The 17,502-nt window shown below is 34.2% G+C and carries 20 protein-coding genes, 2 pseudogenes and 1 riboswitch; of the genes and pseudogenes, 20 read left to right on the top strand and 2 right to left on the bottom strand.

Translation table 11 applies throughout. The annotated features are described in order from the left end of the window. Position 1 precedes the first annotated feature (1 nt). The 6 genes from trpA (at position 2) to ABH955_RS13300 (ending at position 5,284) form a co-directional block, all read left to right on the top strand. Positions 2-778, top strand: a complete 777-nt coding sequence (gene trpA / locus ABH955_RS13325) for a tryptophan synthase subunit alpha (RefSeq protein ID WP_002011422.1) — start codon at positions 2-4, stop codon at positions 776-778. 74 nt (positions 779-852) lie between these two features. After that, positions 853-1,203 carry a DUF4029 domain-containing protein gene (locus tag ABH955_RS13320; protein WP_002086916.1) on the top strand — a complete coding sequence of 117 codons (351 nt, stop codon included), beginning with the start codon at positions 853-855 and terminating at the stop codon, positions 1,201-1,203. Between the two features lie 127 nt (positions 1,204-1,330). Then, positions 1,331-2,830, top strand: a complete 1,500-nt coding sequence (locus tag ABH955_RS13315) for an L-lactate permease (RefSeq protein ID WP_113937711.1) — start codon at positions 1,331-1,333, stop codon at positions 2,828-2,830. A gap of 90 nt (positions 2,831-2,920) precedes the next feature. Beyond that, positions 2,921-3,604 (top strand): DUF2278 family protein, encoded by a 684-nt coding sequence (locus tag ABH955_RS13310; protein WP_404491178.1) that lies wholly within the window; start codon positions 2,921-2,923, stop codon positions 3,602-3,604. Positions 3,605-3,768: 164 nt separating this feature from the next. Further along, positions 3,769-4,308, top strand: coding sequence for a sigma-70 family RNA polymerase sigma factor (locus tag ABH955_RS13305; protein ID WP_404457233.1), 540 nt, complete (start codon positions 3,769-3,771; stop codon positions 4,306-4,308). 4 nt (positions 4,309-4,312) lie between these two features. Further along, the gene (locus tag ABH955_RS13300) at positions 4,313-5,284 is read left to right on the top strand and encodes a DUF4179 domain-containing protein (RefSeq protein ID WP_404457235.1); all 972 of its coding nucleotides are present in this window, start codon (positions 4,313-4,315) and stop codon (positions 5,282-5,284) included. 45 nt (positions 5,285-5,329) lie between these two features. Here the strand turns inward: ABH955_RS13300 and ABH955_RS13295 are convergent, their stop codons facing one another. Next, positions 5,330-6,163 (bottom strand): hypothetical protein, encoded by an 834-nt coding sequence (locus tag ABH955_RS13295; protein ID WP_404491176.1) that lies wholly within the window; start codon positions 6,161-6,163, stop codon positions 5,330-5,332. A gap of 200 nt (positions 6,164-6,363) precedes the next feature. Here ABH955_RS13295 and ABH955_RS13290 point away from each other — a divergent pair, with 200 nt between their 5' ends. The 5 genes and pseudogenes from ABH955_RS13290 to ABH955_RS13270 all read left to right on the top strand — a co-directional run bounded on the left by ABH955_RS13290 (position 6,364) and on the right by ABH955_RS13270 (position 9,355). After that, positions 6,364-7,146, top strand: a complete 783-nt coding sequence (locus tag ABH955_RS13290) for a zinc ribbon domain-containing protein (RefSeq protein WP_113937714.1) — start codon at positions 6,364-6,366, stop codon at positions 7,144-7,146. A gap of 19 nt (positions 7,147-7,165) precedes the next feature. Next, positions 7,166-7,513 (top strand): annotated as a pseudogene (locus ABH955_RS13285) (TcaA second domain-containing protein); the annotation flags it as partial. A gap of 333 nt (positions 7,514-7,846) precedes the next feature. Beyond that, positions 7,847-8,926: an RNA-guided endonuclease InsQ/TnpB family protein gene (locus ABH955_RS13280; protein ID WP_404491174.1), complete on the top strand. Its 1,080-nt coding sequence runs from the start codon at positions 7,847-7,849 to the stop codon at positions 8,924-8,926. A gap of 149 nt (positions 8,927-9,075) precedes the next feature. Beyond that, a pseudogene (locus ABH955_RS13275) lies at positions 9,076-9,243 on the top strand (zinc ribbon domain-containing protein); the annotation flags it as partial. 1 nt (position 9,244) lies between these two features. Continuing rightward, positions 9,245-9,355: a YARHG domain-containing protein gene (locus ABH955_RS13270; protein ID WP_235661787.1), complete on the top strand. Its 111-nt coding sequence runs from the start codon at positions 9,245-9,247 to the stop codon at positions 9,353-9,355. 40 nt (positions 9,356-9,395) lie between these two features. Here ABH955_RS13270 and ABH955_RS13265 read toward each other — a convergent pair whose 3' ends face one another. Next, positions 9,396-9,824 carry a hypothetical protein gene (locus ABH955_RS13265; protein WP_002135033.1) on the bottom strand — a complete coding sequence of 143 codons (429 nt, stop codon included), beginning with the start codon at positions 9,822-9,824 and terminating at the stop codon, positions 9,396-9,398. Positions 9,825-10,023: 199 nt separating this feature from the next. On the opposite strand from ABH955_RS13265, the gene ABH955_RS13260 reads away from it, so the two are divergent. From ABH955_RS13260 to ABH955_RS13220, 9 genes are all read left to right on the top strand, one after another. Continuing rightward, positions 10,024-11,358, top strand: coding sequence for an FAD-dependent oxidoreductase (locus ABH955_RS13260; RefSeq protein WP_404491172.1), 1,335 nt, complete (start codon positions 10,024-10,026; stop codon positions 11,356-11,358). A gap of 159 nt (positions 11,359-11,517) precedes the next feature. Further along, a complete protein-coding gene (locus tag ABH955_RS13255) occupies positions 11,518-11,928 on the top strand; it encodes a DUF3908 family protein (RefSeq protein WP_404491170.1) in 411 nt (136 codons plus the stop codon). A gap of 317 nt (positions 11,929-12,245) precedes the next feature. After that, positions 12,246-12,350: riboswitch (SAM riboswitch) on the top strand. Positions 12,351-12,553: 203 nt separating this feature from the next. Then, positions 12,554-12,682 carry a hypothetical protein gene (locus tag ABH955_RS13250; RefSeq protein WP_404491169.1) on the top strand — a complete coding sequence of 43 codons (129 nt, stop codon included), beginning with the start codon at positions 12,554-12,556 and terminating at the stop codon, positions 12,680-12,682. Positions 12,683-12,716: 34 nt separating this feature from the next. After that, positions 12,717-12,845 (top strand): hypothetical protein, encoded by a 129-nt coding sequence (locus tag ABH955_RS13245; protein ID WP_258550641.1) that lies wholly within the window; start codon positions 12,717-12,719, stop codon positions 12,843-12,845. 34 nt (positions 12,846-12,879) lie between these two features. Then, the gene (locus tag ABH955_RS13240; protein WP_258550642.1) at positions 12,880-13,008 is read left to right on the top strand and encodes a hypothetical protein; all 129 of its coding nucleotides are present in this window, start codon (positions 12,880-12,882) and stop codon (positions 13,006-13,008) included. A 136-nt stretch (positions 13,009-13,144) separates the two neighbouring features. Further along, entirely contained in the window at positions 13,145-14,833 is a 1,689-nt protein-coding gene (locus tag ABH955_RS13235; protein ID WP_113937718.1) for a B12-binding domain-containing radical SAM protein, read from the top strand. 26 nt (positions 14,834-14,859) lie between these two features. Then, positions 14,860-15,654: an ABC transporter permease gene (locus tag ABH955_RS13230; protein ID WP_113937719.1), complete on the top strand. Its 795-nt coding sequence runs from the start codon at positions 14,860-14,862 to the stop codon at positions 15,652-15,654. A 4-nt stretch (positions 15,655-15,658) separates the two neighbouring features. Further along, positions 15,659-16,459, top strand: coding sequence for an ABC-2 family transporter protein (locus ABH955_RS13225; RefSeq protein ID WP_404491166.1), 801 nt, complete (start codon positions 15,659-15,661; stop codon positions 16,457-16,459). 22 nt (positions 16,460-16,481) lie between these two features. Next, complete coding sequence (locus ABH955_RS13220) at positions 16,482-17,498, top strand: ABC transporter ATP-binding protein (protein WP_181777942.1); 1,017 nt, start codon at positions 16,482-16,484, stop codon at positions 17,496-17,498. The last annotated feature ends 4 nt before the right edge of the window (positions 17,499-17,502 follow it).

The following is a 17,502-nucleotide window of genomic DNA, read 5'->3' as shown; positions in this document are numbered from 1 at the left end:
AATGGGAGTAGAAAAAATTATAGCAGCGTTTGAAAATGGCAAGAAAGCATTTATTCCGTATGTAATGGGCGGAGATGGTGGACTTGAAAAGTTAAAAGAAAGAATTCGTTTTCTTGATGAAGCAGGAGCAAGCATCGTTGAAATTGGTATCCCATTTTCAGATCCAGTCGCAGACGGTCCAACTATTCAAAGGGCAGGAAAAAGAGCATTAGATAGCGGTGTAACATTGAAAGGTATTTTTCAAGCATTAATAGAGGTGAGGCAAGAAGTTCAAATTCCATTTGTACTTATGACATATTTAAATCCAGTACTCGCATTCGGAAAGGAACGTTTCATTGAGAGCTGTCTTGAAGCAGGGGTGGACGGTATTATCGTTCCAGACTTACCGTATGAAGAACAAGACATTATTGCACCGCTCCTTCGCGTGGCGAATATCGCTTTAATTCCACTCGTTACCGTAACGAGCCCTATTGAACGAATCGAAAAAATTACGAGTGAATCACAAGGATTCGTCTACGCCGTTACAGTAGCGGGCGTAACGGGAGTACGTCAAAACTTTAAAGATGAGATTCGTAGTTACTTAGAAAAAGTAAAAGCACACGTCCACTTACCAGTAGTCGCAGGATTCGGTATTTCAACACGAGAGCAAATTGAAGAAATGATTACAATATGTGACGGCGTTGTCGTTGGAAGTAAAGTCATTGAGCTGTTAGAAAATGAAAAGCGAGAAGAAATTTGTGAGTTAATACATGCAGTAAAAGAAACAGAAGAGGCTTAAGTCTCTTCTGTTTCTTTTGTGTAATAAATGTTAAAATATACAGAAAATACTTATAACTTAGAGGGTGAGAAGGCATGCTAAGACGTAAACTATTATATCTTCTTTTAACTGTACCATTATACGCTTGGCTCATTAGCATGACGAAAATAGAGTTGATGGCTCTGTTTTTAGGATATGTATTCATCTTTTCCCAATTAAATCGAATACAAGAGCAATCTATTTTAGAAGTATGTATATTTTCGGTTAGTATAGAACTATTTAGTATCGTTTCGATTGTATTATTAAGTGAATTATTCCAATGGATCCATTCATTTGAATTAATAAAACTTGGGAATATTGTATTGCAAGTAATATGTGCTTATATTGTGTTTGTTGTGCTAGAAAAAATGATTGGACAGCAGACGGTTTTTCAGGATAAAAGATAAAATATTAGTTATTCAAAAAAGGAGCCAAGCGGCTCCTTTTTTAAATCTGTTATAAAAATAATTGAAAATCATAACATCTGTTATATAATAGTTAAAAATTGCAATTTTTACGAAAAGAGATGATAGCATGGCCATATTGTTGGCACTTATCCCGATTATGATGATTTTTATTTGTTTGTTTTTGTTTAAACAAACGTCATTAAGAGCCTCATTAATCTCTTATACCGTTTCTGTCGGAATCGTTTTACTCTCGCCAACGTTTCAATTAGGGATAAGTGAAACTGTACACGCAACAATTAAAGGGTGGTTAATTTGTTTCATTGTCGGATACGTTTTATTTTTCGGTATTTTTTTATTTCACCTCATGAACAAAATGGGATACATCGATCAAGTAGCACGATTTCTAGAACAAGTCACGCGCGATCGATTATTGCAAATGCTTCTTATGTGTTTTGGTATTTGTCCACTTATTGAATCAGTGAGTGGATTCGGAATTGGTTTTATGGTCGCAGCACCTATTTTTCTTTCGCTCGGTTATAAACCGTTTCAAGCTGTGCTACTATCGTTTATCGGTTTACTTGCAAGTTCATGGGGCGCAATGGCAACGGGTACGATTATCGGTTCTCAGCTTATTAACATGCCGCTCACAACTCTTGGTACAAATACAGCATTATTAAGCATCCCGATTTTCGCATACTTTATCTTCCTTTCTTTATACGTTGTCGGTGGCTGGCAGGCAGTTATAGAAAAGTGGAAGGAAGGAGTAGGATTCTTTCTATTATTTTCTCTCGGAATCTATCTTTCTAACGCATACGTAAGTGTTGAACTAGCAGGGATATTAAGTTCTATCGTTACCATTTCATTTGGTTTTTTAATCATTAAGTTAAAAGGAAAAGATGAGCAAAACCTTTTAACAGAACATGCGGCGGCTACGGAGAGAGAAGTATCGATTATAAAAATTATTAGCCCTTATATATTCTTAACAGTTTGTATTTTACTTTCTCGCCTCGTTCCAGCATTACATGATTTTCTTAGGTCATATGCAGTTCTCGATTTAAAATCATATTCTTACAAACTAGAGCTACTATATTCGCCAGGATTTTGGCTCGCCATGACTTGTTTATTTACAATTATTTTCTTCCGCATTCCATCTAATGTTATTAAACAATCACTCTCGCAAACGATAAAACAATGGATTCCTTTCGCTATTACAACGACGATGTTCATTGCAATTTCAGAACTAATGGGCGCATCTGGTATGCATTCATTACTCGCAAAAACAGCTGGTGAAACCTTTGGTACCTTTTTCGTTTTCGTTGCTCCATTCATAGGCGGAATTGGCGGTTTTTTAACTGGTAGTAACGCAGGATCAAATGCGATGTTTATAAAGCTACAAATGCAAACAGCCCAAAACGTAGCACTCCCGTGGCAATACGTCACAACGCTCCAAAACACCGCATCATCAGTAGCGACAATCGCTTGTCCATCACGGATTACACTAGGCGCGTATTTATGCAATATCCCGTATCGTGAAAATGAACTATTAAAGAAGACGACGTTAATGATTTTTGGTGCGGTGTTACTTGTAGTAGTGGAAGTTTTCTTTTGGTATATATTGAGAAATTAAAAATCCTCCTAACATAGGAGGATTTTCTTTATGACTGGATAATGTTTTAAATATGAAAAGCTTCTACTAAATGAATAGGAGATGAAAGGTATGCCCTTAAAAAACTACGGTGTATTAAAAGGTACAGTTATACAATCTAAGATTGGAAAAGGCAAAACACCTCATTATCAAGTTCATTTACAAGGTGAAGCAGGAGTAGATTATCGCATTGCAATTAACGTGAAATCGCAAAGTTATCCATCGGAAGTTTTATATTTTGCGAGCGACGATATTCGATCAGAGGCGATTCATATTTTACCGACATTACCGTTCGGTTTTACAGAAATAAAAAATAATGAACCGAAAATAGCTTTAGATTATGTAAGAGGTAATTTATTTGATTCAAAGCAAATGATTCCTTTACCTGCTGAAAAAGCAGGAGTTGATAATGATTTAAATGAAAAGATAGAGCGTTATATAAAGCGAGCAATAGAAGAAAAGGCGATTATTTATGCGTTTGGTGAAAGGTGGGGACCAGAAGAAAAGGTTCCGGATTCGTATTTCCACTTTACACCTGGAAACGGTATACACGATATTCATATGAATCAAGGGAATGTAGAGAAATGGCAAGGTGATGATGGCAAATGGCAAGACGGTGGGATATTGATTCACTTTGAGAAGAAGGAAGAGTGGATTGGTATTTTTCTTGCCTTTCAGTCACAGTCATGGTGTACGGATGAAGAAGGGCATGCTCGTGTTCCGGTTGAGCATTGTGATTATAAGAGGGAGAAGTGATAAGAAGAGCTAGTTCTAAATGAACTAGCTCTTCTTATCGTGAGCGAGGTATATGGCATGGAATGGTGAGATTATGTTTGCAATATTAAAAGCAGTGATAGAGTAATCGATTTTCATTCGTATTAGAAAGTAGGTACCAATTAGCAGTACAAGGAGGTCTACGCTTGAAGATAACAGAAGAAAATGTTGTGCAACAAATTCAACAACGTAATGAAAAGAGCATTACGTTCATTATCCAAACATATGGAGGTTTACTCAGCGCTATTATTAAACGATATGTATATAGTAATCAGCAAGATTATGAAGAATGCTTAGATGATGTATTATTAGCCATTTGGTTTCATATCGATTCATTTGATTCAAGTAAAAATACGTTTAAACAATGGATAGCAGCCATTGCTAAATATCGGGCAATTGATTATCAGCGGAAACATGCGAGAAATCAGCAACAAACTGTCTGTACAGAGATTAATGATCGTCTGTATCAAGAACAAAGAAAACAAAATGACTTCTTAGACGTACAGGAATTGCTTAGTGAGTTGTCAGCAACAGAGCGTAACATTTTTGAAAAGTATTATTTAGAAGGTGTACCGTCTCGTGAAATTGCATCCCACCTTAATGTGAAAGAGTCATGGATTCATAACAAACTGTCACGCGGACGAAAAAAGCTCAAACAGATTTTTATTTTTAAAAATGGAGTGTGAGGGCATGTCTATTTATAAAGAGTTAAATGATATTCAGTTGGACATCACAGAGTTTGAGGAGACTCCCTTAACCAAAATAGAGGAAAAGCAGTGGGAAAAACGTGTGAAAAATAAGCTACGCAAAAATAAAAAAACAAAAAAATGGTTCGGAGTCGCAGCAGCTTGCATGTTAATTGTCAGTATTATAGTGCCACTTGGACAAACATCTTTAGCAAATATGCCATTTATTGCGGGATTGATTGAAAAATATATTGATAAACAGCAACCACTTGACTATTCTCCCTATAAAACGGCTATTGGGAAAACTGCTGAAAATAAATACGGTAAACTGACGTTAAATGAGGTATTAGTGGATGACAATAAATTATTCATCAGTTCAACATTTGAGCCAGCGAAGGGTGTGAAATTTGATTATCAAACATATTTAATTCCACAGGTACGAATAAATGGGCGTGACTTTTCTAATACAAAGGATGCACAATCAATTGAAGTAAATGATTCTATGTTTACAATTTACGGTGGTATCGAGTTAAGTGAAATGCCACAAACTGATGAACTTCAAATCGAAATTACTTATGATACATTCAACAGGGATACTGTAATTGAGCAACCATGGATATTTGATATTGAAGTATCGCAAGCTCAGTTGATGAAAGAGAAGCAGACGTTTGATTTAAATGAAACAATTGTTTTATATGATGGCAATAAAGTAACTGTTAAAAAAGTAGTTTCTACGCCGATTTCCACAACGATTTATTATGATGTGAAACAAAGTACAAATGAAGATATTTATTTTAAAATCGAATCAGAATCTGGGGAAGCACATACATTTAAAGAGGTGGTTATATCGAATGAAGATGGCGGTATTTCTTTTAGTAGATTTGATGGAATAAATGTAGCGGTGGGAAAATATTCACTTGTACCGTATTCGGGGAAAGAAAACAAAAAAATTGGACCACCTATTCCGATTCAATAACTTATTAAAGCTGATAAATAATTATTTAAGGAGAGAAGAGGACGTTCACAACGAACGTCCTCCTCTCATTTTATAAAACCCAAAACTAACAAGTGTAGAAATAGAAGAGAAAAGAAGCGCCACACTAGAAAATGCAATGAAATACATATTATATTTCATAACTTTGCCGATTAGTTGATTACTATCGTACTGAAAAAGTCCTGCTATTATATTGAATAAAAATAATATGATAAACATGACGATAACACCGTCTATTGATCCTTTAATGTCTGGTTTACTTAAAGCGATATGTGCGGAAATGCAAATAGCGATAAATAAAAATAACCAAAATGAAGGATTCAATAAATTGCTAAATGTAAATAAGCTTTTCAATAATACAAATGTCGATAGTAGCATGTTTTGGATCATGTCTAAGTTAATAGAAGTCGATGCAACAGTTTTTTCCAGATTCGTATTAAATAAATAATATGACTCTGGTACGAAATAGCGCATTAAAAGTATTAAGGCAGTAATACCAGAAATAATAGGACCGATGCCGATAAAGAAATTACCGATTCGTTGATATACGCTTTTTTGATTGTATTGATGTTGGACGTAACCTAAAGCTCCTTGACTTGTATCTGTCGGGAAGAACTGCGTTGCTACAATTTTATGGCGGAATAATAGACACATAATTGCATGTCCAAGTTCATGAATAGGAACACCAATCCACGCAGTCAAAAGAAAGCCTTTCCTACCAAAAGCTCTCGACCAATACGTTCGTGTGAGAGATTCTAAATAACCTAATATAAATCCAATTACAATGATGACACCAATTAAAGAAAATAATTGGATCACGCTTGTAAGGAGTGTTTGAAAAATCGAGTTTACAAATTCCACTGTCTTCATCCAATCTGTTTAAAGTTTCACTTTATTTGCTCTGTTTCATAATACCATTATTTTTCTATAATACTAGCACACATAGTTTCGTTTAAAAGAAGGATTTCATATTCTTTTTCTTGTAGTCATGTTTTATGTACAAAGTCATATATTGAATTTGTAACACCCTATAAGGTATATGCTTAAGGAGGGATGAGAGAATGAAATGTCCGGCATGTAATACTGAAAATGCAGCGGAAGCAAGGTTTTGCGGGAATTGTGGACATTCGTTAACGGAAGAAGTGGTAGCGAGTGGTGGGCAGGAAGAAGGGCAGCTATCGCGCCCGGCACGAGTAAAGGAAACTCGTCCGAATGAAACGGTAGAGCAAGCGAAACAATTTGCAAGTGGCTATTTTCAGTTCTTTAAAAATGCTTTTAAATCACCATCGGCCATTATGGAAAGTGGAAATATTGAAGTGCGAAATGGAATTGTAAGTCTTGTGCTTATTTGTTTTTTAGGAGCGTGTATTTTTTATAGAATGATGAGCGCAGCGGCGACTGTTACGAGGACATTAGTGCCAGATGTATCTACTCCTACTTTCTTTGGAGAATCTGTAATGGTCTTTTTCTTTTTATTAATTTTAACTTTATTTGTCGGATTTATTATTTTTGTAAGTGGTAAGATGATGAAATCATCTTTTTCTTTTCTTGAAGCATTCGGTATATGGGGGACGATAGCGACGCCAGCTATTGCTATACTAGTTCTTTCTTTTCTTTTTAGTTTTTTATTAATCTTTTTCTTACCAATATTACTATGGATAGCTACAACGTATATGGTAATTAGTATAATTGTAGCTATATTAAAACTAGACAACGGCGGATTAGATCCTGTGTACACACTTATTATCGCAAATGTTTTAATCGGAATTGCAACGTTTATCGTGTTTTGGTCTTACATTAAAACGATAATCCAAACCTTTATCGGGGGATTAACAGGCTTCTAACGAAAAGGTGGTTGAACGGATGAATGTATGCACAAAGTGCGGGACTCATTTTGAAGACAGTGTGCAATTTTGTCAAAACTGCGGGACGAAGAGGCGGGATCCTGTAGTAAAGAAGCAGAAAATGAGCAAAGGGACAATAATTGGAATTACACTTTTAACATTTTTTATTATAGTATTGGGCGGATTATATGCGTATGGATCTTCATATTACTCACAATCATCGCAAGTAGAGAGAATTATTACTGTTTTACAAGAGAGGGACGGGGAGAAATTAGCTGAGATCACCACGGCAGATGATCCAGCCGTTATTGTCACAAGAGAGAGTGTAACGCCTCTATTTTCATATATAAAAGAAAATCCATCTTACAGCCCTTTCCGAACGAGAAAGCATTGCCTTTAGGCATGGGATGAAAGTGAGGTTGGATACGGAGTACCACTAAAAATCGCAAGGTTCGTGGTACTTTAAGTATCCAAAATATAGGGAGTTTCTTCGAGTCTTTTTGTTGTAATTTTTCGAAAGTAAATGATACATTGTAACTAGAATCAATGATGATAGCAGTACGTTTCAAAGTGTTTGAGAGGAAAATCTCCTCACCTCATGTAGTTGTAAAGTTTATGGACACGTTCTCATTTTGTTTCTATTGCTAGAAATGTATCAAATGCACGATGTTGAAAATCAAAAAACAAGGGGATGAAACGCATGTCACAGACCCTAACAGTGAAAGTGAAATTGATTCCAACAAAAGAGCAAATCCGTTTATTAGAACAAAGTAGTCATGAATATATCAAAGTTATAAATACACTTGTATCGGAAATGGTTAAAGCAAAGACAAGTACGAAAAAAAGCACAAAAGATATTGAAGCAAATATCCCAAGTGCGGTGAAGAATCAAGCAATCAAAGACGCGAAAAGTTTGTTTGCTACAAAAGTAAAGAAAAGCAATTATAAAATCATTCCGATTTTAAAGAGGCCTGTTTGTATATGGAACAATCAAAATTATTCGTTTGACGCCACTCATATTTCAATCCCGTTTAAGGTAAATGGAAAGGCCACTCGTTTAAAGGTCCGAGCTTTATTAATCGATAAAAACAATCGCAATTTGGATTTGCTAAAACATAAGTTAGGTACACTTCGCATCACAAAGAAATCGAATAAGTGGATGGCCCAAATATCTGTCATGGTTCCTACAAATGAAAGAGCAGAGACGAAAATTTTAGGAGTAGACCTAGGCCTCAAAGTCCCTGCGGTAGCGATTACAGATGATGACAAGGTTCGTTTCTTTGGAAATGGTAGGCAAAACAAATATAGGAAGCGTAAGTTTCGTAGTGTGCGTAAGAAGTTAGGAAAAGACAAAAAAGTGAATGCGATTCGGCGATTGGATGATAAAGAACAAAGATGGATGCAAGATAAAGATCATAAAATAAGTCGTGAAATTATTAATTTTGCGATTGCAAATCATATTTCTGTCATTCGATTAGAACAATTAACGAATATAAGACAGACGGCAAGAACAAGCCGTAAAAACGAAAAAAACCTACACACTTGGTCATTCTATCGTTTATCACGATTTATTGCATACAAAGCAGCATTAGTTGGTATTCAGGTTGAATATGTGAATCCGGCTTATACAAGTCAAAGCTGTCCGAAATGTGCTGAAAAGAATAAGGCACAAGACAGAAAATACAAGTGTCCATGTAGGTTTGAGACACATCGTGATATCGTTGGGGCGATGAATATTCGCTATGCAACTGTGATTGATGGTAACAGTCAATCAGCCTAAGCACCTATATGGTCTGGTTTAGGAGGGGCAATGAGATGCCCTCATCTTGAAGGCTGTTCAAAACAGAAATGGACTGCGAACGTTTAGTCATTCAAGAATCCCACCCGTAATTCCATAAGGATTCGGGCTTGCGACTTTAGTCGTGGGAGTCTCAAGTGAATGAATTGAACGAATATTTGAGGCAAGGTGAAAAACGAGGGGATGGAATAGAAAGAGCAGATTTTTCTTTAACGAAAGACGGGAAGTATTTCTTTTTATTTGATCGGTATAAATTGAAAGCGAAGACGTATTATACGACGTTGCTTTCAAACGAAAGATATGCAAGCGTATTTTTTAAAACAGTCTTGGTACAGAGAAAATCCGTATTTTACAGGAACGTTAACGAGTGTGGAATCTTATAATGTTGAACTGATTAAATCAAGAGAATAGAGTGCATGAAAAAGGTACAGTGTATATTACTGTACCTTTTCTATGGTTGTTTAGCTGGACCAGGATCCCTTGAGAAAAAGATGTGAAAGAGGAATGTGACTTTACTTGCTCCTCCTGATGTACTTGCTTGCACATCAGATAAAGAACTAGACGTTAAAGCAGCTTCAGAACGAGGGGGAACGACTATTTTGAGTGCATCATCTGATTCTGATGATATAGTAACCGTTATTGTATCCTCAGAAAAGTTCACAATTTTAACAGTACCAACTGGGAAGATGGATTTGCGAGCGTGTGAGGCAGAAGCAAAGCGAGTCGATTTCCAAATAGTTTGTGAGAAAGTGTCATTATCAGATAACCAAGCACGTGCACTGTATAAAGTTACACTAACGGTAAACTCTTGTTCAAGCGGGAGGGCGGGTCCCGGTTCTATCGGTTCCTCTGGAAGCTGGACGAGAAGGCCGGCGCACATGTATATTTCACCTACTTTCAATAGTTGCTGTTATAGCATATTAAACATCTTGTTTATAAGACACGACGGATACCTATTAAGGCATAGTTTTGTGCACCAAACTTGTAGATTAAATTCTTTTTCTTTACAATTTAAGTAGGTGTTATTTCTATAAAATATGGAAATCGTAAAGAGTATGTAAAAAAGAAGGAGTGGTAAAGTGAACTATGTCATTATTGGCGGAGATGCCGCTGGTATGAGTGCAGCAATGCAAATTGTTAGAAACGATGAAACTGCAAATGTTGTAACGTTAGAAAAAGGTGAAATCTATTCATACGCTCAGTGCGGATTACCGTATGTGATTAGTGGTGTTATTGCTTCTACTGAAAAGTTAATTGCACGCGATGTAAAGACGTTTCGTGATAAATATGGAATTGATGCGAAAGTACGTCATGAAGTAACGAAAATAGATACGGAAAAGAAAATGGTGTACGCAGAGCATACGGAGACGAAAGATGTTTTTGAATTTCCGTATGACCGTTTATTAATTGCGACTGGAGTGCGTCCTGTTATGCCAAAATGGGAAGGGCGAGATTTGCAAGGCGTTCATCTTTTAAAAACAATTCCGGATGCTGAGCGCATATTAAAAACGCTAGAAACGAATAAAGTTGAGGCTGTAACTATTATTGGCGGCGGTGCAATTGGACTAGAGATGGCAGAAACATTCGTCGAACTTGGTAAGAAAGTAAGAATGATTGAGCGAAACGATCATATTGGCACAATTTATGATGCCGATATGGCGGAATATATACATAAAGAAGCAGATAAACATAATATTGAAATTTTAACGAATGAAAATGTAAAAGCGTTTAAAGGAAAAGAAAGAGTAGAACAACTGGAGACGGATAAAGGGACGTATAAAACTGATCTCGTTTTAGTGTCTGTCGGTGTACAGTCAAATACTGATTTTCTTGAGGGGACAAATATACGTAAAAACCATAAAGGTGCAATTGAAGTAAATGCTTATATGCAAACGAATGTGAAAGACGTATACGCTGCTGGTGATTGTGCAACGCATTACCATGTTATAAAGGAAATGCATGATCATATCCCGCTTGGAACGACTGCGAATAAACAAGGGCGACTTGCCGGACTCAATATGGTTGATAAACGAAGGGCATTTAAAGGTACGTTAGGTACGGGCATTATTAAATTTATGAATCTGACGCTCGCAAGAACAGGCTTAAATGAAAAAGAAGCGAAAGGGCTAAACATCCCGTATAAGACGGTCAAAGTAGATTCAACAAATATGGCGGGCTATTACCCGAGCGCTTCGCCACTTCACTTGAAATTACTATATCACGCCGATACGAAACAATTATTAGGCGGTCAAGTAATTGGAGAAGAGGGAGTAGATAAACGTATTGATGTTATCGCGATGGCACTTTTCAATAAAATGAGTATTCACGATTTAGAAGATGTCGACTTAAGTTACGCACCACCATATAACAGCGTTTGGGATCCAATTCAACAAGCAGCAAGGAGAGCGGAATAGCACTTTTTTAAGTGCTATTTTTTTTGTGAAAGGGGAATAAATAAAGTTTCACTTTATTGTGAATATACCGTTCACCCTTGAAAACATAGTGCGTATCGCTTATATTGTCATATAGTATTTATTTTTTAATAAAGCAATGAACGAACCAGGGGGCACAGTATGGCAATTAACATGAATACAATCGAAGAATGGATTGCTGAATCAAATGCAAGAAACGAAGAAGACTTAGGAAACATTGTTGAAGAGATGAAAGAAGTATGTGTCGGACTTGATAACGCGACATTAATTTATACGAAAAACGTATTTTGTTTCGGTAAGAAAGTAGAAGTATTCTTCTTCTTCCAAGATCACGTCGTTATCGGAGAAGAGAAGGAAGAGTATATTGAGATTGAAAAATTAAAGTATGATAACATTACAAATAGCAACTTAAAAACAAATGACAAAAATACAACGTTAGAATTAAAGTTTGCTAATGGACAATCTATCAATTTAGATAGTTTAAATGATAACTACGGTACGAAAAATTGGTTATTTGCGAGACAAATTAAGAGTATTTTTAAAGTAATCTAGTGAAAAAGCAGGCCTCAAAGGGGGCTGCTTTTTTAGGTTGTAGATAAAGAAACAAGTGCTGATAATACTTCAGGGTATAAGTAACGATTTCGAACAAATGTTTCCTAAAAGTAAATGAAATGGTATTAAGTTTTAACGTTAGATTTATAATGCCTGGAATAATGAGTGAGTAGAGTTTATTAAATAAAAAAATAAAATTTCATAGGTTATATATATCTGAAAATTTATTTAAAAATAATTTTCTAAAGATATTGCAATTTCTTTATATTTTGTATATACTAAATTTTGTAAGCTATAAAATTGAATATAAAGATTAATTCTTATTAAGAGAGGTAGAGGGACTGGCCCTATGACACCTCAGCAACCTTGTGTTTAAAAGAAGGTGCTAATTCCTGTAGGATGTATATCCTAAAAAATAAGAAGAAGTATTTTTAATAAAAAAACCCTTCTCCTTATTTAGAGAAGGGTTTTTTATTAGCGTCTTTTATTATTACCATAAATACTATAAAAATGATAAAAAAGAGATATATGTACAATTAATTCATATTATACACATGCGTTTAATGTGTATTGGTGGCGTATTCAAATTCATAAAACTATTTATTTATTGAAAGGAGGTGAAAAAATGGAAAAGTACTTAGAATCAATTCTTGAAGAAGTAGAAACAAATAGTAAAGAAGAGTTGTCATTAGAAGATGCAACAGCAATGCATTCTTTAGCCTTCGTATTAGCGGGTGAAATGACATCTATGTAGTGTTGTATCTTCTAAGTGAAGGGAGGTGAAAGAAATGGAAAAGTACTTAGAATCAATTCTTGAAGAAGTAGAAACAAATAGTAAAGAAGAGTTGTCATTAGAAGATGCAACAGCAATGCATACTTTAGCCTTTGTATTAGCGGGTGAAATGACATCTATGTAGTGTTGTATCTTCTAAGTGAAGGGAGGTGAAAGAAATGGAAGAGTACTTAGAATCGATTCTTGAGGAAGTAGAAACGAATAGTCAAGAAGAATTGTCATTAGAAGATGCAACAGCAATGCATACTTTAGCCTTTGTATTAGCGGGTGAAATGACATCTATGTAATCAATTGAGATTTACATAAATTCATAAATTATCATAAGCCACATCATAAGGAGAGTTTTAGGTGTGTTGTGGCTTACGATGTTTAAGAAATTAATATCAATAAATTGTTAAAATAAGGAATGGAAGGTGATAGGGAATGGCTGATATTTTAATGCTTGTATCAGGGAGACATTATGTAGAAAATGAGGTGTTCCAAGTAGAAAATCATTATTTATCTTTTGGCGCTGCAGTTTTAGAGAAGCATAATTATGACGTCAAAGTATATGATTTTAATTTGAACCCTCAAGAATATAATATTCAAGATTTGATTAATGAGAAGCCCAAACTAATTATTGTATTTACACATCTAAATAGTTATGATTGGGAACCTAACAAAAAATTAATTGAATTAATAAGTAAAGAAGAGGCTTTTAAAGAGACACATCTCTCTCTTTGGATCCAAAGCCCAAATCATTTTCATGAATATCTTATAGATGGAATAGTAGATTCTCTATATTTAGGTAATATTGGTGAAGAACAATCAATTGTGAGATATGTCAGTAGTGTTTTGGAGAATTGTGTGAAAGATTCTCCAGCCACTGTATTTTTACAAAATGGATCTATTAAAATTAATAAGCCATTACCATTATCAAGCCAAGAAGAATTGAATGAGCTACCTTACTACAAAAGATATCAATTTGAAAACTTAAAGAAAGAAAAGAAGCCATTCAACAATTTACTATGTCTTATTCGAAGTAGCTATGGATGTTATGGGAAGTGTACGTTTTGTCAGGTCCAGTCCTTCGCAGATTTTTACGAACGTTATAATTGGAGAATTATGTCACCAGGGCGCGTAGTAGATGAGATAGAAAATGTAAATAAAGAGTATGGTGTGAAATTTTTTTACTTTGGTGATCCACTATTTATTGGACCAGGAAAAAAGGGGAAAAAATACGCAAAAGAAATTGCGCGAGAAATTATGAGGAGAAATATAGATGTCAAATTTTTCCTTTACGCGCGTGCTGATACTGTAGATGACGAAACAATCAAAATACTAAAAGAAGCAGGATTAACTACCATACTGTTAGGCTTAGAATCATTTAGCCAAACGCAATTAAACAGATATACCAAAGGAACAAAAGTAAAAACTAATATGCGAGCGATTGATATTTGTAAGAAATATGATATATATATACATCCTGGATTTATATTATTTGATGCTGAAACAACCATTGAAGAACTAGAAGAAAATATTGTGAATCTTAAAGAAATTTGTAAGACTAAAGGATGGCTATTTTCTAAACCTGAAAAATTGATAGGTGGGGTGCTTTTTGTTACTGAAGGAACACCATCCCATCTTGAATACACAAAAAAGGGATTTCTGTATAACCAAAGTGCTGAACATATTGAAAATGTTGATAAACATGCTCTAAAGCGAAATCATAGCGAAGCTTTTATTTATCAAAATTCTAAATTGGCTACAATTGCTCATGCATGTGGACTTGTTCGAGGTGAAATAGGACGCCAAATATTAATTAATCAAAAATATAGAACTAGTTGCTTAAAGCGAATTTCTGAAAATCCAAATCATCAACAATCTCATGAAGAGTTAAAGAAATTAATAGAGTGGAATAAATACCTAGCTAAATTTACAGTAGAAACTTTAAGTTATATAGTCGAACAACTAAAAGATGAAGAAGAACACGAAATAAAACAATTTGAAGTTTTAGATAGTGTATGGGAAAGCTTCATGAAATATAATACGTATTTTCTTGGAAAAGAAAAAGCTCTTATACATAGCTTAGAAAAATATCAAGAGATAAAAAGAGAATATGTAACTAATTAAAACAATGGTTACATGGGGTGAAGTTTATGAAAAAGTATATAGCTTATTCAAAAATAGGAATAAAGCAACAGTTAGTATATAAAGGTGATCTTTGGCTAAATGTATTTGGGATGATAATAGCCTTTGTCCTTTGGATCTTTTTTTGGAAGGGATTATATCAAGGAAAAGAACAAATCGATGGAATTTCAATTAGTCAGATGATTACGTATATGGCAATATCATATGCAATATTAATTCCACAATTACATAGTATGCGAATGCGACATCCATTTAATGAGAAAATTAGAAATGGGAATATTGTCTTTGATATTTTAAGACCAGGTAATTTTATAAGGAAACTTTTTTTTGAAAGAATAGGTACAGTTTTAATCTTCTTTTTCTTTATTGTACTTCCAATTTATAGTTTTGTAGTGTTTTTAAGTACTGGGTATATCCCGGAAGCTAAAGTATTCTTATCTTTTTTAGTAGCTACAATAATTAGTATACTTGTAGGTTTCTTTATTAATATTAATTTTTGTCTGCTTATGATGAAATATGTTGAAACAAGTGGAGTTTGGGTACTTTTTAATTCACTGACGTTTTTTTTGGGAGGAATGCCTTTTCCAATTTGGATATATCCAGAAAAAATACAATATGTAATACAACTATTACCACTTAAATTTTTATACTATGTTCCAACAAGTATATTTAATGGAATTATATCGCAAGAGGACGTACTTTCAGAATTAGTGACAGGATTTATATGGATAGTAGTGTTATATATTACAAATATAATTTTATGGAGAGTAATGTTTAAAAAGTTGATAATTCAAGGGGGATAGTAATGTGAGGTATCATTTAAGGTTGTTTTTTACATTGAAACTAGCTCACTTGAAAGGCCGATTTTCATTTCATTTTAACTTTATACTTGAGCTGATAGGGGTATTTTCGTCAGTAAGTGTTTGGTTATTTGGCATAAAATTTGCGATGGTTAAGTATGGAACAATTGGAGGGTGGGAATTTTCGGAAATATTGTTATTGATTTCATTATTCTATATGTCATGGGCAATAGCCTCGATTTTTTGTATTCATGTGGCAACTTTAATTTTTGAAGTAAGAGATGGCAATTTTATAAAATACTTAATTCGTCCAATTTCACCACTTTATTATTATATTTCAAGTAATTTACCCATAAGTACGATTGGTGTTGCTTTATCCTCTATCATTATGTTTATATGGGGAGTTTTATCTATAGGTATAAATTTTACAATAATAGATGTTATTTTCTTAATATATAGTACTATCGGTGGAGCAGCTACAATTGCAGGTACATTTATTTTAAACTCTAGTATGGCTTTTAAACAAATAGATACTACTGAAACATTTGAGAATACAATTGGGGTATCAAAAGAAATGAGTAGATTTCCACTGTTGATATATCCTTGGTATCTGAAATGGATTCTTGTTTTATTAATCCCATATGGGATAGTAGCGTACATACCGATTCACTTTATATTAGGAAAACAATTGGTAGATTTTCCCGATATATTAATTGGTATATCTCCAGGATTGGGTTTTTTCTATTTAATATTCACATGGAAAATATGGAATTTAATGTTACGAAAATACGATGCAACAGGATCATAGTATAAAAGAGGAGTGTGTTACTATGAAGGTCATTCAAGTGAAGAACTTGAGTAAAAGCTATAAGGTACCAAAACCCACAACCAATAAAATTGAAAAAGCAATGAGTTTATTTTATAGAAAGTATAATCAAATTGATGCCGTCAAAAATATTAGTTTTGATATTGAACAGGGAGAAATAGTTGGTTACATTGGGAAAAATGGGGCAGGAAAGTCTACGACTATTAAGATGTTAACAGGTGTTTTAATGCCATCAAACGGTGCTATTGAGATTAATGGTTTTGACCCTTACATTGACAGAAGAAAAATATCATCAGAAATTGGAGTTGTTTTTGGTCAAAGGACACAACTTTGGTGGGACCTTCCTCTTATAGATTCTTTCAAACTTTTAAGAGATATATATGGAATATCGGAACAAGAATTTAGAAGGAAAATATCACAATTTGATGATGTTTTAAACTTGCAGTCGCTTTTAAATAAGCCGGTTCGTCTTATGAGTCTTGGCGAAAGAATGCGCTGTGATATAGCAGCTAGTTTGCTACATAATCCAAAGGTATTGTTTTTAGATGAGCCAACAATAGGATTAGATATTGAAGCAAAAGAGGAAATCAGAGAGTTTATAAAGATAATGAATCGTGAAAAAAAGGTCACTGTTATCCTTACAACACATGATATGTCAGATATTGAAAAGCTTTGTAGTAGAATTATGTTTATTGATGATGGACAAATATTTTTTGACGGTAGTCAAAATGAGCTTAAAGAACTATACGGGGGGATGAAATCTATAAATTTAATTACTCAAAACCCTGTTATCATTCCAGATGAATTTAGGGATGTTTTAGAAATTAATAAAAAATCCAATTATAATATAGAAATTTTTTATTCTAAAAAAGATTTAGAAATATCTGATGTTTTAATACCTTTCTTTGAAAGAAATATTATACAAGAAATGGAGGTTTCAGAAGAAAATATTGAAAGAGTTATCTCTAAATTGTTTAGAAGCTTGGATGCAGCTACTACTAATAATATGAAAATTAGTTAGGAAT

It is taken from the genome of Bacillus sp. RC240, assembly GCF_044907945.1.
Taxonomy (GTDB): Bacteria; Bacillota; Bacilli; order Bacillales; family Bacillaceae_G; genus Bacillus_A; species Bacillus_A mycoides.
The sequence above is the reverse complement of the archived record's forward strand: the minus strand, read 5'-3'. Positions and strand labels throughout refer to the sequence as shown.

Bases quoted from the DNA above. Each gene is read 5' to 3' on its own strand.
- trpA (WP_002011422.1), top strand. From the start codon at position 2: ATGGGAGTAGAAAAAATTATAGCAGCGTTTGAAAATGGCAAGAAAGCA.
- ABH955_RS13320 (WP_002086916.1), top strand. From the start codon at position 853: ATGCTAAGACGTAAACTATTATATCTTCTTTTAACTGTACCATTATAC.
- ABH955_RS13315 (WP_113937711.1), top strand. From the start codon at position 1,331: ATGGCCATATTGTTGGCACTTATCCCGATTATGATGATTTTTATTTGT.
- ABH955_RS13310 (WP_404491178.1), top strand. From the start codon at position 2,921: ATGCCCTTAAAAAACTACGGTGTATTAAAAGGTACAGTTATACAATCT.
- ABH955_RS13300 (WP_404457235.1), top strand. From the start codon at position 4,313: ATGTCTATTTATAAAGAGTTAAATGATATTCAGTTGGACATCACAGAG.
- ABH955_RS13290 (WP_113937714.1), top strand. From the start codon at position 6,364: ATGAAATGTCCGGCATGTAATACTGAAAATGCAGCGGAAGCAAGGTTT.
- ABH955_RS13280 (WP_404491174.1), top strand. From the start codon at position 7,847: ATGTCACAGACCCTAACAGTGAAAGTGAAATTGATTCCAACAAAAGAG.
- ABH955_RS13270 (WP_235661787.1), top strand. From the start codon at position 9,245: ATGCAAGCGTATTTTTTAAAACAGTCTTGGTACAGAGAAAATCCGTAT.
- ABH955_RS13265 (WP_002135033.1), bottom strand. From the start codon at position 9,824: ATGTGCGCCGGCCTTCTCGTCCAGCTTCCAGAGGAACCGATAGAACCG.
- ABH955_RS13255 (WP_404491170.1), top strand. From the start codon at position 11,518: ATGGCAATTAACATGAATACAATCGAAGAATGGATTGCTGAATCAAAT.
- ABH955_RS13250 (WP_404491169.1), top strand. From the start codon at position 12,554: ATGGAAAAGTACTTAGAATCAATTCTTGAAGAAGTAGAAACAAATAGT.
- ABH955_RS13245 (WP_258550641.1), top strand. From the start codon at position 12,717: ATGGAAAAGTACTTAGAATCAATTCTTGAAGAAGTAGAAACAAATAGT.
- ABH955_RS13240 (WP_258550642.1), top strand. From the start codon at position 12,880: ATGGAAGAGTACTTAGAATCGATTCTTGAGGAAGTAGAAACGAATAGT.
- ABH955_RS13235 (WP_113937718.1), top strand. From the start codon at position 13,145: ATGGCTGATATTTTAATGCTTGTATCAGGGAGACATTATGTAGAAAAT.
- ABH955_RS13230 (WP_113937719.1), top strand. From the start codon at position 14,860: ATGAAAAAGTATATAGCTTATTCAAAAATAGGAATAAAGCAACAGTTA.
- ABH955_RS13220 (WP_181777942.1), top strand. From the start codon at position 16,482: ATGAAGGTCATTCAAGTGAAGAACTTGAGTAAAAGCTATAAGGTACCA.